This is a genomic window from Thalassospira sp. MCCC 1A02898, from assembly GCF_001618185.1.
GTDB lineage: Bacteria > Pseudomonadota > Alphaproteobacteria > Rhodospirillales > Thalassospiraceae > Thalassospira > Thalassospira tepidiphila.
This window is the reverse complement of the sequence record NZ_LPXK01000001.1, coordinates 434723-449677: the sequence shown is the minus strand read 5'-3', so window position 1 is coordinate 449677 and position 14955 is coordinate 434723. Positions and strand designations below refer to the sequence as shown.

The following is a 14955-nucleotide window of genomic DNA, read 5'->3' as shown; positions in this document are numbered from 1 at the left end:
TTCTTGAAAATACAACTTAAGATGCTGATCCTATGGTTCGGCGCGGGATACTTAATGCATATATGGCGGGCCGGACCCGAAAGCGCCACAAAAACAAGCCGGTAAAATCAACATCAGGCGCAGACCCCGGATATGACGGCGGATCTGACAAGCAGCAAGGGATGGTGAATGTCGACAGGTAAACAGGTTCTGGTGGTTGAGGATGATGCAGCGCTCAGCCAGTCTTTGACGGAGCAGCTCAGACTTCATGAAGATTTCGAATGCGTGGTTGCCAACAGTGGCAAGGAAGCGCTCGATCTTGCCAAGGATTCCTATTTCGATGTGATCCTGCTTGATGTTGGCCTGCCCGATATGGATGGCCGCGATGTCTGCAAACTGATGCGACGCGCCAATGTCAAATCACCGATCATCATGCTCACCGGCGCCAATAGTGACTCTGACACCATTCTGGGTCTGGAATCGGGCGCCAATGACTATGTCACCAAGCCATTCCGCCTTAATGTGCTTTTGGCCCGCATTCGCGCCCATATCCGCCAGCATGAACAAAGCGAGGATGCCGTCTTTGTCATCGGCCCATACAGCTTCCAGCCCAGCGCCAAGATCCTGATCGAAACCGCGACCGAGAAAAAAGTCCGCCTGACGGAAAAGGAAACCTCGATCCTGAAATTCCTGTTCCGGGCGGGCGACAAACCGGTCAGCCGCGAAACATTGCTGGACGAAGTCTGGGGCTATAACGCCGGCGTCACCACCCACACGCTTGAAACCCACGTCTATCGCCTGCGCCAGAAAATCGAAAAGGATCCGTCAAACGCGGCGATCCTGATTACCGAACCGGGCGGTTACAAGCTGATCCCGTGATCAGACACTGATTTTATCGCCTACAAAAAGAAAATCCCGCTGATGCGGGATTTTTTTGTCACAGATGTCGGGTTACGGCGTCTATGTTATCGCCCTGATTATCCACAGAACGGCCCAAATCATGCAATCGGGCGTTAAACACACAAAAACGACCTAAAATGCGGCCTTTTTTACGGGTTTTCGCCCCGAATATCGATTTAGATACCGAAATTTAGGCCTTTTAAGGCCAATCAATAGCCCCGGGAGCCAAAAATAGCCGTCCCAATCCGCACATGGGTGGCGCCAAACCGGATTGCAGCCTCGTAATCGCCGCTCATGCCCATGCTTCTGATTTTAAGGCCATGGCGATCAGCAATCTTGCCAAGCAGGGTGAAATGCGGGGCGGGTTCCTCATCGACCGGGGGAATGCACATCAGGCCGATGATCGGCAGTTTAAGCTCTTCACGACACATCTTGATGAAATCATCGGCATCCTTTGGCGCGATGCCAGCCTTTTGCTCTTCCTCTCCGGTATTGATCTGAATGAACAGATCCGGGCAGGCACCGGTTTTATCGCGGTGTTTGGCCAATGCATTGGCCAGCTTCGGGCGATCTACCGTCTCGATCACGTCAAACAGGGCCACCGCGTCCTTGACCTTGTTGGTCTGAAGCGGCCCGATCAGGTGCAGCTCGATATCAGGAAACTCGGCGCGCAGTCCCGGCCATTTCCCGGCGGCTTCCTGAACGCGGTTTTCACCAAACACCCGCCTGCCGTCGACAAGCGCCTTGCGCACATGATCGGCATCGTGGTTTTTGCTGACACAAACCAGCGTCACATCACCCGGATCACGATCGGCGGCTTCACATGCCGCATTGATATTGCTCTGGATTTCGGCAAGGTTGACGGCAACATCGGTTTTGCCAGATGACAGATCATGATGGCTCATGGAGGGTGGTCCTTCATCGGTAACGCATTCAGGAACGGCAGGTATAGCTGCCAAGTCGGGAGTGTATCAATGGATAAGGCCCTGTTAAAGCAGGCACGCAGGCTCAATCTGCGCAATGGCGGCCCGAATTGCCCGATTCCGCCGATTGTCCTGATGACCGATGATCAAAGGATGCCCGATCCCGAACCCGCCATCCGCGCCCTCCCCCGCGACAGCATGGTCATTTTTCGCCATTACGATCATCCGATGCGCGCAAAACTTGGCGCAAGGCTCCGCACAGTTTGCCGCGCAAAGGGCATTCTCTTTCTGGTCACCAACGATGTTGGGCTCGCGCTCAAGCTCGATGCCGACGGTCTACATTTCCCTGAATACCGTGCCCTGACCGATCCCGGTATTTATCAACGAATTCCAGATCACTTTATGCGCACATCTGCCTGCCACGCCCCGAAAACGGTCCAACGTCTTGGTCTTATTCCGGAAGCAACCCGTCCCGATGGTGTGCTGATTTCCCCGATCTTCCCCACCCAGAGTCATCCAGGCGCAAATCCGATGTCACGCGCCGATATCCGGCAAATATCAAGGATGTGCCACATGCTCGGCATCACACCGATTGGGTTGGGTGGCATAACTGCACAAACAATCGGAAACCTGCGGACTTCCGCACTTGCCTCCATCGCCGGGATCGGGTTTTCTGGTGCCAATACCCCGTCCACCCGTTGACCGGAGTTCTCCTGCAAAATGCCCCGGGCCCCGCACCCTTCGCGCAAGACATTCACCCGTTTTGCTTCCAAACAGCCGTTTCAGTTTGGCCTGCCCAATGTCAGTTCCGGACTTACCCAGACGTCAGACAACAGCCCGATCTATTTCACTCGGGCAACATCGCTGCTGCGACGGCAAGTTCTGGCGAAGGCTGACGGGGTCAAGATCAAGTCTGACAATTATCGGTTTCAGGTTCTGCCACGGGATGGCTGGGGCGAACTGGATTTTTCAGAAAAATCGGTGCTGTTTCTGATCCCCGATGACGCGCTGGGCGACTGTGTCGGCATGGCGCTTTTTTTCCGGGCGCTCAAACAACGATTTGGCGATATCCGGATTGGCGTCCTTAATGCTGGCAGCGCATCAGACATCTTTGCGCTGGTGCAGGGAATCGAGATTTTTCAGCTGTTTATCTCAAGCGCACAGCTCAAACGTTTCGATCACGTCATTGATCTTAGTGAAATGGAAGGCTGGCGTGATATCGCCACCATGCCGGTCAATCCGGAAGAAGCGCTCTGCGAAGCTTTTGGCATTTCCCCCATCCCGCTTGAAAAGCGGAATTTACCAAAGGGAACGCGACTTAAAGTCGGGATTGTCCCAATGGCATCCTCACCGTTACGAACCCTACCCCCCAAACTGGTCAGCGAAGTCACAAAGATGCTGACCAACCGAGATTGCGACATCACCATGGTGCTCAATGCCTACCAGGGAGTGATGAAGGCCTATAAGGCCGCGTTGAGTGATCTTGGGACCCAAAACGGCGGCAACATCCGGATTATTGATGGCTTCAAAACCATCGGCGATCTCGTCAAATTTGTCGGGCAGCAGGATTATCTTGTTGTTGCCGACAGCGGCCCCGCCCACATCTCCAAACTGTTCCAGACGCTGGGAATTGGCATTTACAGTTCCGCAGACGCCAAAACGCTGCAAGGGCGACATACGAATTTACGCGCTTGGCAAAGTGATTTCACAGGACCGCATTGCAGCGCCCCCTGCGGGCTGGCAAAGCTGCGCGTAACGCCGGATGGCAAAATCGGCTGTATGGGCAGTCTTGGTCTGCCAATCAGCGCAGTACCAAATATGCCGGAAAAAAGTGAACCCGAATTGGCCCGGGCATTGGTCACAAACAAACCGGTGCCCTGCGTTGCCAAGTTGGACGCGGACATTCCAGCAATCAGCGACTTGATATCTCAAGACCTCGCCAAAGCTTGAACCCGCCAAAAGCGTGATCCATTTTCATTAATCACATCGACAACGATCCAAACAAGCAAAAAGAAAGGGCGGCCGAAGCCACCCTTTCAAAGCCCTGCACAATTCCGAAGAATTAGAAGGTAAGCGCAAGACCGGTAACAGCGCCGAAGCCATCGTTATCAGCTACGCTCGCGCTGTCAGACTCGTCGTCGAACCAGAAGATGGAAGATTTCCAAGCAACGCCAGCGCCCAGCGCGTAGGACATGCCAAGGTCAACAGTGCTGATTTCACCTTCGGTGGTGGTGGTACCAACTGCACGGTTGCCATACTCAGCATAACCATAGGACAAGGAAACGGTTGCCGCGTCCATCGCATAGGAAACGCCGATGTCAAATGCGTCGGTGTCGTCTGCGGTGCGCGAGTTTTCACCCTGTGCATAGTCGTCTTCGATGTGGCCCCAGGAAGAACCAACGACGAAGTTGCCAAAGCCAACGGTCGCACCAAGGCCGTACCAGTTGCCTTCACCCTGGTTTTCACCAGTTGCGGAAAGACCAAGTGCGACGCCGTCGAAATCATGACGGAATTCAATGCCAGCAGAGACGATGTTATCGCCGGTGCCATCGGTACCGTTGTAGCCGCTTGCACCGTTACGCTGGCTGTCATCGGCATAGGATGCGCCGATGCGGAAGCCACCAAAGACCGGTGAATAGTAGGTCACACGGTTCTGGTCGCCGCTCGAAGGAACGGTGTCGATCAGGTATGCGTCAACCCAGTTGGTCAGGTCGCCATCGTTAACACCTACCGGGCCTACGGACGGTGCAGTGATGCCCATCGAGTCGGCTGCGCTGTCGTCTTTGCCAAGACGAACCTGGCCAAAACCACCGGTTACATAAAGGTACTGTTCGTCGATCTGGTCGGTCGAAGTTTCGCCTTCGAGTTCGATTTTCGCGCCAACGAGAATACCGTTATCGAGGGTGGTTTCGCCCGAGAAGTGAACTTCGGTGTCGGACTGGAAAGCGTTTTTGGATTCACCAACATCCTGGTCGGCTACACCGATCCACTGTTCCATGTAACCGCCGACCGAAAGCTTGATCGGCTCGGAAGCCTGTGCGGTGCCTGCAGCGGCGACAGCGACGAGTGCGCTGGAAGCAAAAAGAATCTTTTTCATCATAACCCTCAATAGAATGACGTTTTGGGACGAAGGGGTTTGAACCGGTCGGCCCTTCGTTCTGTCGAGGGCGATATGGCCACATTGATGACCAACGGTCAATTACTCTTAATGACTTTTAGTCATTTATGGCTCGGAATGATGCATTTATGCAACACCTTTATCAAACTACATGGTTAGCTTTTTTCGGTGCCTTTAGTTGGCATCAGGAAGTTTTAATGAGGTCGCTTTTTGAATAATAATATAAATATACGTTGGTCATTTAGTATAAACAGCACTAGCGGCCCTGGCTGCCACAAATATCTAAGTCCGTACTACGAGTGCTGTGGGGACTTTACTTAAACTAGGTAATTAGACGGAGTATAGTTCGAGCAGGGTTCCTGCTCCAACGCGTCCGATCATCTCCAAAGGTTATTTTGCATCACTCACGTCTGAAACTCTTTAAGTCCCAAGCTTGGAAACAGCTAATGACAAAGCGGGCGGACTCAGAGTGGATTTTCCAGCCATGTGAAACGAAAAAAAGAAGGGGGTGGAAAATCCACCCCCTTCAATTCTTCAGCTAATCCGGGAAGGATTAGAAGGAAAGAGCAAGACCGGTGATCGCACCGAAGCCTTCGTTGTCGGCAGCGCCATCGGTAGCTGCACGATCAATGTCAAACCAGAAGACAGAAGACTTCCAGGTAACGCCAGCACCGAGGGTGTAGGCAAGGCCGAGGTCAACAGTGTTGACTTCATTTGCACCGGTGGTAGCAGCGGTGGTGCTGTCAACGCCGATTTCAGAGTACATGTAGGTCAGAGATACGGTAGCTGCATCCATTGCATAGGAAGCACCAAGGTCCCAACCCATGTCGTCGTCTTCGGTGGTGATAGCGTTATCGCCAAAGCCGTAGTCGGCGTCTTTTTCACCGTATGAAGTACCAACGGTGAAGTTACCGAAACCAACGGTACCACCAACATGGTACCAGTTACCTTCGCCTTTGTTTTCGCCGGTTGCTGCAACAGCAAGGGAAACACCATCGAAGTCAGCGCGGTATTCTACACCGGCAGAAACAACAGCATCACCAGCATTTGCATCGTCGTCATGCTCGGAAGTGGAGTCCATGGTGTAGGAAGCGCCGGCGCGGAAACCACCGATAACCGGGGTGTAGTAGGTCAGCTTTTTCGCGTCGCCATCGTCCCACACGTTGTCTGCAACGGCACCAGTCATGTTGGCGTAGTTCGGTGCATCGCCATCGTTAACGCCCGCCGGACCAACAGACGGAGCGGTAATGGACATGTCAGCAGCTGCGCCGTCTTCCTGACCCAGTTTAACCTGGCCGAAACCACCGTTGATGAACAGGTACTGTTCGTCAACCTGTGCGCCTGCTGCTTCTTCACCCTCGAGTTCGATTTTCGCACCGACTTCAATACCGTTGTCGAGCGTGGTCGAGCCAGAGAAGTGAATTTCGGTGTCAGACTGGAATGCGTTCTTGGCACCACCAGCAGCACGGGTGTCTTCGTCAACAGCGCCGATCCACTGTTCCATGTAACCACCTACGGACAGGCTGATCGGCTCAGAAGCCTGAGCTGCGCCTGCGAAACCAACAGCGACGAGTGCGCTGGAAGCTACCAGAATCTTTTTCATCTTTTCCCTCAACGTCTTTGAATGCGTTTTACGCAATACAAATATTTGGACAGCTTTTGCCGCCCGGTTCGAAAAGGATGGAGCCACTAAATAACTGTCGCGTCAACCAAAGCTGTGACCAAAATGGCACATTCGCAAATTGGTGTGGCAAAAAAAGCACACTGGTTTTCTTTGCTCATCTTGGATTTCCACCCTATATTCGCTGAAAATTCGGTTTGCTTGTTGAACACAATTCTCTCAAAGGCAGGAAATGCTAACCTTTTCTTCGTTCAAATCGCTGGTCATTGGGACAAGTGCTGCGATCATTCTCGCAGGGTGCTCCTATGGCACGGTTGACTACGATCAGTTCCCCGGTTCGGCGAATACTGATGAGCGTATCAACGGGCAGACAATGACACGCGCACAAGAGAAAGAGCGCGGAGGTCTGTTCGGTTCAGAAGGCCTGAACATATTCGGTGGTGAAAACTCGCAGCAAGGTGGTGGTTCCGGCATTGGCGTGAACAGCTTCCTGTGGCGCGCATCGCTTGATACATTGTCCTTTATGCCGCTCAATTCTGCGGATCCGTTTGGCGGTGTCATTATCACAGACTGGTATACGCCACCGGAATCTCCCGATGAACGCTTCAAACTGACTACTTATATTCTCGGAACGTCGTTGCGTTCGGACGCTATCAAGGTTTCTGTCTTCCGTCAGGTCAATGTTGGCCCGAACCAATGGCAGGATGCGGTTGTTGAGCCAGGCACTGTCACCTCAATGGAAGACGCCATCCTGACCCGCGCTCGTCAGCTGCGTATCGATAGCGCGAATTCCGAATAAGGGTAATGTCGCAAGACACACTTTATATTTCTCCTGAATACAACCCCCACTCGCTACAACGCGACTGGGGGTTTGTTGTATCGGTAGAACGAAGCGATGTTTTTGAGGTGATGCCAGAGAGTCTTGCGACGATTCGTACAGCACTCTGCTTCTCAGTTCATAAGGCATCACCAATAGATTTTTCGCCACCCCTCTCACAACCCTATCGCCCGGCCAAGGTCACAACCGACGAAACAGTGGGCAATGGCGCACAGCTTTATCATGAAGTCGGGTTCGATATCATGTCACTCGCTCTGCTGGCCGATGTGCCAGCCCACAGACCGTTACACTTGACGCAAAACAGCCTAATGGGTCACTGGCGTTGGTTACGTGACGTCTGGCGTGTAGGATCCTCGCGCCCACAGTGTACGGCAACCATGGATACCCGGAACGCGGTGACAAAGGCATTACGAAACGGCAAAAACAATCTTGCCATAGCAGAGCTGCGCAATCTGTTCAAAAAGGTGCAGCAGAATCCGGACAATGCCGGACTGCACATTTCTTTTCTGAACAGCCTATCTCTGTTTTGCCCTTTCATCGCAACCGAACTATTGTGGCGGCAGGGTCGGATTAAACAGGATCCAATCAGCCGGTCCTGGACCAAAGATAAAGAAGGTATAGTTGAATGACATTGCGCGCGGTTCTTCCGATTCTCGCACTTTTGGCCCTGACAACGTTCAGCGCCTGCGGATTTCGCCCGCTCTATGCCACAGCGGGTGACGACTACAACACCGCAGCCAATATGGCCCAGGTAAAGGTCGCCCTGATCAATGACCGTGTCGGACAATTGACCCGCAATGCCCTGCTTGAGACGCTGACCCCACGCGGTCAAAGCACAAATCCCCTTTATGACTTGCAGGTGACCGTAAGCGAATCAACAAGCCAGCAAGGTTTTACCAAGGACAATGAAGCGACGATTGCCGATTACCTGATTGATGCCAGCTATGAACTTGTCCGCCGATCCGATACCAAGGTCCTGCGCAAAGGGTCGGTCCGTGCTCGTACCAGCTACAACATCGTCGATTCGGAATTTGCCACCATCGAGGCTGAGGATGCCGCCCGTGGCGACGCTGCCCGTAATCTTGCCCAGCAGCTGGCCAACCAGGTCGCGATTGGCCTGCGGTCGCAATAACGTCGTTCACCGCACCTTTCAAACCTCACGCCCACTACCCAACGAACCACAAGGCGCATCATGAAACTCAAGGCAGCACAGGTTGAAAACTTCTTGCGCGCCCCGGATGCGAAGGCGCAGCTGGTCCTGATTTATGGCGAAGACGAAGGCCTTGTGCGTGAACGCGCGACCAAACTGGCCAAAACCGTGGTCGAGGACCTCAAAGATCCCTTCCGCGTGATCGAGCTTGGCACGGCCCAACTCAAGGAAGATCCCAGCCGCCTGCGCGACGAAGCCGCCGCCATGAGCTTTGGCGGCGGGCGCCGTGTGATCCGACTCCGCGATATCGGTGATGCGCAGGCCCCCGTGATCGCAGATTTCCTCGGTGATCCGGCCGGCGATGCCCTGATTGTCATTGAAGCCGGAAGCCTTCCGACTCGCTCCAAACTGCGTCAGGCGGTTGAAAAGGCCGGCAATGGCATGGCCCTGCCCTGCTATGCCGATGGCGCGCGCGATATTGAGGCCCTGATCCAGTCGATCATGGAAGAACACAAACTGCGCATTGACCGCGACGCGACAAGCTATCTGGTCGCCAATCTCGGCTCGGACCGCATGATTTCACGAAGCGAGCTTGAAAAGCTCGCCCTCTATGCGCTGAAGGACGGCCAGGTCACACTGGCAGACGCCATGGCCTGCGTTGGCGACAGTTCCGCCCGCCACTATGACGATGTCATTCAGGCCGTCTCACAGGGCAATGTGGTTAATCTTGATGCCGCTCTAACCCGGCTGGTCGAAGAAGGCCTCAACCCGGTCGGGGCGCTACGCATGATGATCAGCTATTTTCAGAAGCTTCATCTGGTCAAGGGACAGGTTTCCCAGGGTACCAGCGCCGATCAGGCGATGAAGTCGCTCCGCCCGCCGCTGTTTTTCAAGGCCGCTGATCAGTTTCGCGCCAATCTGAATTACTGGGCGGTCAATAACCTGCAGCGTGCCTTGCAAATCCTGCTGGAAGCCGAAAAGGACTGCAAAAGCGGTCTGGCCATCCCCGAAACCATCGCCCATCGCGCCATGATCAAGGTCGCGGTTGCCCGCCAGAAACAGGTCAGACGTTAACCGCTAACCCGATTCGACAGTCTTCAGCGCCATCGCAGTAATTAAGGTCGATGCGATATGACCGCGCCCTGACTGGAATGCGTCCAAAACGCACTCACAACGCAAAACGCGGTCCGGGATATAAGCCCCGCACCGCGGTAATATCTAAAGGATCCGCTTCACCTCAACCGTTCCCCGGCGAGATTTTGCTTCTTCCTCTTTAAGTTTCTTAAGCTGATCGATCTTGTCACGATCAAGATCCTTCATGCTGGTTTTGGTTACGGCTTTTTTCCCGTGCCATCTGCAACCTCCTCCAGCACATCCTCGTCGACTTCTTCCTGCGCGATCGGCATGTCGCCTTCGGGCTCATCGTCGATCATCAGGCTGTCGTCATCGATCCCGTCAAGATCACGGCCGCCATCAACCGCATCGGCAATCGATTCGAGCTCGCTGGTCAGCGCATCCTCGTCTTCGTTTTCCGCATCATCGACCGATTCGGCTTCAAACTCGTCATCTTCGATAAACATCGAATCGAATTCGTTCTCATCCGGTCCGGGCGCGGCATCGGCATCATCAGAAATGTCGGCTGCCTTGCCATGGGTCAGGCGCTGCAGGATGTCATCAAGCTGCTCCAGCGTTTCATAGCGGATGGAGATTTTACCCGCCGATCCGTCGAAGTCGATATTGACCGCCAACCCCAACATATTGCTAAGGTCACGCTCCAGAGACACCGTATCTGGGTCTTTTTCAATCGAAGACCGGCCCGATGATTTCTTCGGACGCGCGGACTTGCCGCCGTCGGTCTTGACCAGTTTCTCCGCCTGACGAACATTCAGGCCCTTCTTGACGATCTGGGCCGCAAGCTCGACAGCGTTGTCCGCCCCAAGCAATGCACGGGCATGGCCGGAGCTCAGAACCTTGTCTGAGAGCATCTGCTTGATCGGGGCCGGCAGGCCCAGCAAACGCAGGCTGTTGGCAATGTGGCTGCGGCTTTTGCCCAGTGCCTGGCCAAGTGCTTCCTGCGTGTGGGAAAACTCGCTCATCAGGCGGTTATAGCCCTCCGCCTCTTCAAGTGGCGACAGATCCTGACGCTGCAGGTTTTCAATCAGGGCAATTTCAGCAGTTTCGCGATCATCAAATTCGCGCACCAGAACCGGCACTTCATGAAGCTGTGCCCGTTGCGCCGCGCGCCAGCGACGTTCACCGGCGATGATTTCATATTTGGTTTCGCCCGTCGAAGAGGCACGCACCAAAATAGGCTGAATGATACCCTTTTGGCGGATCGAGGCCGCCAGATCATCAATCGCGTCATCATCAAAATTGCTGCGCGGCTGAAACGGCGACGGTTTCAGATCGGTGATCGCAATATGCTGCGTCGTGCCGCCCGGTCCCGGATGGGCCGCCTCGGCGCTATCGCCGCTGGCGGCAACCGCAACTTCTTCGTCCTCTTCACCCAGAAGTGCAGACAATCCCCTGCCCAACCCGCGTTTTTTTGCTTCGCTCATGCTTTAACCCCTTCGCGTTTCAGGACTTCGCTCGCAAGATTCAGATAGGCCCGTGAACCCGGGCACTTCATGTCATAGACCAGCACCGGTGTTCCGTGGCTGGGGGCTTCGGAAACGCGGACATTGCGCGGGATCACCGTGCGATAGACCACATCCCCGAAATAATCGCGCACATCGTTGGCCACCTGGGCCGACAGGTTGTTGCGCTTGTCATACATGGTCAGGACAATGCCCTGAATTTCAAGGTTCGGATTGAACGCCTTCTTGACCCGCTTGATGGTCCGCACCAGATGGCTGACCCCCTCAAGGGCAAAGAATTCGCACTGCAAGGGCACCAGAACCGCGTCGGATGCTACCAGCGCATTCAGGGTCAAAAGACCCAGCGACGGCGGGCAATCAATCAGGACGTAATCAACATCGTGCGGCAATTTGCCAAGCGATTCCTTAAGCTGCATCTCGCGGCGGTCGAAATCGACCAGCTCGATCTCCGCCCCCGAAAGATCCATGCCAGACGGCACGATGCTGAGCCGCGGGATCGAGGTTTCCTTGCGTGCCTCTTCCAAGGTATTGCCGTTGATCAGCACATCATAGGAACTGATTTCGCGGTCGGACGGACGCAGACCCAAACCGGTACTGGCGTTGCCCTGCGGATCAAGATCGACAATCAGAACCCGCTGGTTCACTGCCGCCAGTGCGGTTGCCAGATTGATCGTCGTGGTGGTCTTGCCCACCCCGCCTTTCTGGTTGGCCACGGCGATGATGCGCGGACGATGCGCGGCACCATCAGATTTCGTCGAAAGCGGCAAATCAATAACATCCGTCACCGGCCCACTCCTTTTAAGATCATCACGACACCGTCCGGATCGACCAGGCTGGCATGCGTGGTTACATCAAATGTCCAACCGGCGTCACGTGCGTCCGCCAGCTCATCCTCAAAGGCACGTCCCTTCAGCAGCACATAATGGCCGCCGTCTTTCAAATGGCGCTGCCCCAATTCAAGCAGCTTCGGCAAGGGGGCAAAGGCGCGCGCCGTAATCACATCGGCCTGCCGCGGGGCAGCCGCCTCGATCCGTTCACGGGCAATTTCGGTCTTATCCAGCACACCGCAAACCCGGGCGGCTTCCATCAGGAAGACCGTCTTTTTGGTGTTGGATTCCATCAAGGTGACGTTATTGGCGCCAAGGATCGCCAGAACGATACCCGGGAAGCCGGCACCCGATCCAAAATCAACGATTTTGCCGGTTGTCGCAATGTCTTCAACATAGGGCCAAAGCTGCGCAGAATCTTGTAAATGACGTCCCCAAACGTCTTCGGCCGTGCTGGCGCCAACGATATTAATCCGTGGCTGCCACTTCACGACAAGGTCTGCATACTGGCTGAGGCGATCCAATGTTTCACGTGAAACATTCAAATCCTGCTCAAACCATGTTTTTACGGGTGTGGAAATTGTCTGCATATTTGAGTTATAGGCCGAGCCAAAAAAACACACCAGTCTTGATTTTCGTCCATTCGTGTTTTTGGCCGCGTCGGATGCGATAAAATCGGAATAAAACACATCGAATGTTTCACGTGAAACATTCCCACATCCAAAATGCATCATTCCAGAGCCAAAACTCCGCACATTCGATGAAGTTTACCTGCCCTCCAACACCGCGGAGGCGACTCCGTCACCCTACCTAACCAAAATCCCCTGCGACTCGGCAGAAGTAGCCGTTAACGATCAGCCACACTTCCACATGACCCGGCTGTCTCATCCGCCTGCCCGTACATGCGACGCGCCAGCCAAAACAAAACGCCCGGCCAGTAAATTTGGCCGGGCGTTGTAATGTGGATCAGAAGCGTCCGGATCGGACGCATTATATAGTGTAGTTTGGACGAAGACCGATCAGGCGGTCTTGCTGACGGCGGCCGTCTGATGCTTGTGGCTTTTGATATGGCCCAGCAATGCGGTGACCGCTGCCGGGGTAACACCCGGAATACGCGACGCGGCACCGATGGTTTCCGGCTGGATTTCTTTCAGCTTCAACCGGATCTCGGCCGACAGCCCGCCGACCTTATCAAAATCAAGCCCACGCGGCAGACGCAATTCCTCGTCCCGGCGGAAGGCCGCGATGTCGGCTGCCTGGCGATCCAGATAGCCCTTATACTGGGCATCGATTGAAACCTGTTCCTTGATCGCCGGATCAAGTTCGCCCAGCTGCGGCCAAACCTTGGTCAGGGTATCGAAATCAATATCGGGATAGGCCAGCAGGTCATAGGCCGAGCGACGCACGCCGTCCTGATTGATCTTGATATCGAACTTGGCCAAACCATTCGGGGTTTCGGTCAGCTCGGATACTTCGGCCTTGGCCGCATTCAATGCCGATTTTTTCGCATCCCAAGCATTTGCGCGGGTCGATGCGATACAACCAATATCAAGACCGCGATCCGTCAGACGCTGATCAGCGTTATCGGCACGCAGCATCAGGCGGTACTCTGCACGCGAGGTAAACATGCGATACGGCTCGCGCGTGCCAAGGGTCACCAGATCATCGATCATCACACCGATATAGGCGTCAGCCCGATCGAGAACGAATTCGCGCTCAGCACCCTCGGCAATCAGGGCGGCATTCACACCAGCGATCAGCCCCTGCCCGGCGGCTTCTTCGTAGCCGGTGGTACCATTGATCTGACCGGCAAAGAACAGGGCCGCGACCTTTTTGGTTTCCAGCGTATGACGCAACTCGCGCGGATCAACGAAATCATATTCCACCGCATAACCCGGACGGAAGATCTCGACCTTTTCCAGACCCGGAATGGTCGCCAGCATGGCAAGCTGGACGTCCTCTGGCAGCGAGGTTGAAATGCCGTTCGGATAGATGGTCGGATCGTCGAGCCCTTCGGGTTCGAGGAAAATCTGATGCTGATTTTTCTCGGCGAAGCGCACAACCTTGTCTTCGATGGACGGGCAATAGCGCGGACCGCTGCTTTTGATTTTGCCGCTATACATCGGCGCGCGGTCGAGGTTGGCGCGAATGATTTCGTGGGTCGCCTCGGTCGTCCAGGTCATATGACACGGGATCTGCGGCACGGTAATTTCGCGGGTCAGGAACGAAAAAGGTTCTGGCGGATTGTCGCCCGGCTGTTCCTGAAGGCTCGCCCAATCAATCGTGCGGCCATCAAGACGGGCCGGTGTGCCGGTTTTCAAACGGCCTAATCGGAAATCATATTTTGCCAGCGTCTCAGACAGACCGGTTGCCGGGGCATCGCCCATGCGACCGGCGGGTTCGGATTTCTCACCAATATGGATCAGACCATTAAGGAACGTGCCAGTGGTCAGCACCACCGCCCCGGCAAGATATTCGGTGCCATCGCCAGTGATGACACCCTTAACACGGTTATTGTCATCAATGATCAGGTCCTCGACACCGCCTTCAAGGATGGTGAGGTTTTCCTGTTCAGCGAGGATATCCTGTACGGCCTGACGATAGAGCTTGCGATCGGCCTGTGCACGCGGCCCACGGACTGCGGGGCCCTTGGAACGATTGAGCATGCGGAACTGAATGCCCGCGCGGTCAATCGCGCGGCCCATCACACCGTCAAGCGCATCGACTTCGCGCACCATATGCCCCTTGCCCAGACCACCGATGGCCGGGTTGCAGGACATTTCCCCGATGCGATCCGCACGGTGGGTAACCAGTGCCGTGGATGCACCCATGCGCGCAGCGGCAGCGGCGGCTTCACATCCGGCATGGCCGCCGCCGACCACGATGACGTCAAAGCGGTTATTTGGCACGTTCTGTGACATCGACTTCCTCACTCAATCCCCGCTGCTTGTCACGCTGCGGGCGTGAACCTTGTTTGGTTCGAATAGGTGTATATGGTCAAC

The 14955-nt window shown here is 54.9% G+C and carries 14 protein-coding genes; 7 read left to right on the top strand and 7 right to left on the bottom strand.

Features of this window, described 5'->3' with window-relative positions:
• Window positions 1–168: 168 nt before the first annotated feature.
• Window positions 169–858, top strand: a complete 690-nt coding sequence (locus AUQ41_RS02075) for a response regulator transcription factor (RefSeq protein ID WP_008888737.1) — start codon at window positions 169–171, stop codon at window positions 856–858.
• Between the two features lie 230 nt (window positions 859–1088).
• On the opposite strand, the gene AUQ41_RS02070 is transcribed toward AUQ41_RS02075, so the two are convergent.
• The gene (locus AUQ41_RS02070; protein WP_063086328.1) at window positions 1089–1784 is read right to left on the bottom strand and encodes a YggS family pyridoxal phosphate-dependent enzyme; all 696 of its coding nucleotides are present in this window, start codon (window positions 1782–1784) and stop codon (window positions 1089–1091) included.
• 69 nt (window positions 1785–1853) lie between these two features.
• On the opposite strand from AUQ41_RS02070, the gene AUQ41_RS02065 reads away from it, so the two are divergent.
• Window positions 1854–2504, top strand: coding sequence for a thiamine phosphate synthase (locus AUQ41_RS02065; protein ID WP_063086326.1), 651 nt, complete (start codon window positions 1854–1856; stop codon window positions 2502–2504).
• Between the two features lie 18 nt (window positions 2505–2522).
• Window positions 2523–3752: a glycosyltransferase family 9 protein gene (locus tag AUQ41_RS02060; protein ID WP_063086324.1), complete on the top strand. Its 1230-nt coding sequence runs from the start codon at window positions 2523–2525 to the stop codon at window positions 3750–3752.
• A 112-nt stretch (window positions 3753–3864) separates the two neighbouring features.
• Here AUQ41_RS02060 and AUQ41_RS02055 read toward each other — a convergent pair whose 3' ends face one another.
• Entirely contained in the window at window positions 3865–4899 is a 1035-nt protein-coding gene (locus AUQ41_RS02055) for a porin (protein WP_063086322.1), read from the bottom strand.
• A 574-nt stretch (window positions 4900–5473) separates the two neighbouring features.
• A complete protein-coding gene (locus tag AUQ41_RS02050) occupies window positions 5474–6523 on the bottom strand; it encodes a porin (protein WP_063086321.1) in 1050 nt (349 codons plus the stop codon).
• A gap of 250 nt (window positions 6524–6773) precedes the next feature.
• Here AUQ41_RS02050 and AUQ41_RS02045 point away from each other — a divergent pair, with 250 nt between their 5' ends.
• Genes AUQ41_RS02045 through holA form a run of 4 tightly spaced genes read left to right on the top strand, consistent with a single transcriptional unit; the run spans window position 6774 to window position 9603 of the window.
• Window positions 6774–7340 (top strand): DUF3576 domain-containing protein, encoded by a 567-nt coding sequence (locus AUQ41_RS02045; protein WP_063086319.1) that lies wholly within the window; start codon window positions 6774–6776, stop codon window positions 7338–7340.
• 5 nt (window positions 7341–7345) lie between these two features.
• Window positions 7346–8008 carry a hypothetical protein gene (locus AUQ41_RS20625; protein ID WP_143588680.1) on the top strand — a complete coding sequence of 221 codons (663 nt, stop codon included), beginning with the start codon at window positions 7346–7348 and terminating at the stop codon, window positions 8006–8008.
• Window positions 8005–8511, top strand: coding sequence for an LPS assembly lipoprotein LptE (gene lptE / locus AUQ41_RS02040; RefSeq protein WP_063086317.1), 507 nt, complete (start codon window positions 8005–8007; stop codon window positions 8509–8511). The genes AUQ41_RS20625 and lptE overlap by 4 nt, the downstream gene beginning before the upstream one ends.
• 60 nt (window positions 8512–8571) lie before the next feature.
• Window positions 8572–9603, top strand: a complete 1032-nt coding sequence (gene holA, locus AUQ41_RS02035; RefSeq protein ID WP_063086316.1) for a DNA polymerase III subunit delta — start codon at window positions 8572–8574, stop codon at window positions 9601–9603.
• Between the two features lie 257 nt (window positions 9604–9860).
• Here the strand turns inward: holA and AUQ41_RS02030 are convergent, their stop codons facing one another.
• The 4 genes from AUQ41_RS02030 to mnmG form a co-directional block, all read right to left on the bottom strand.
• Complete coding sequence (locus AUQ41_RS02030; protein WP_063086314.1) at window positions 9861–11087, bottom strand: ParB/RepB/Spo0J family partition protein; 1227 nt, start codon at window positions 11085–11087, stop codon at window positions 9861–9863.
• A complete protein-coding gene (locus AUQ41_RS02025) occupies window positions 11084–11911 on the bottom strand; it encodes a ParA family protein (RefSeq protein ID WP_008888748.1) in 828 nt (275 codons plus the stop codon). The genes AUQ41_RS02030 and AUQ41_RS02025 overlap by 4 nt, the downstream gene beginning before the upstream one ends.
• On the bottom strand, window positions 11908–12498 hold the full coding sequence (rsmG, locus tag AUQ41_RS02020) for a 16S rRNA (guanine(527)-N(7))-methyltransferase RsmG (RefSeq protein WP_232308285.1): 591 nt from the start codon (window positions 12496–12498) through the stop codon (window positions 11908–11910). Before rsmG ends, AUQ41_RS02025 begins: the two co-directional genes overlap by 4 nt.
• Window positions 12499–12972: 474 nt before the next feature.
• The gene (gene mnmG, locus AUQ41_RS02015; RefSeq protein WP_063086312.1) at window positions 12973–14874 is read right to left on the bottom strand and encodes a tRNA uridine-5-carboxymethylaminomethyl(34) synthesis enzyme MnmG; all 1902 of its coding nucleotides are present in this window, start codon (window positions 14872–14874) and stop codon (window positions 12973–12975) included.
• Window positions 14875–14955 lie beyond the last annotated feature (81 nt).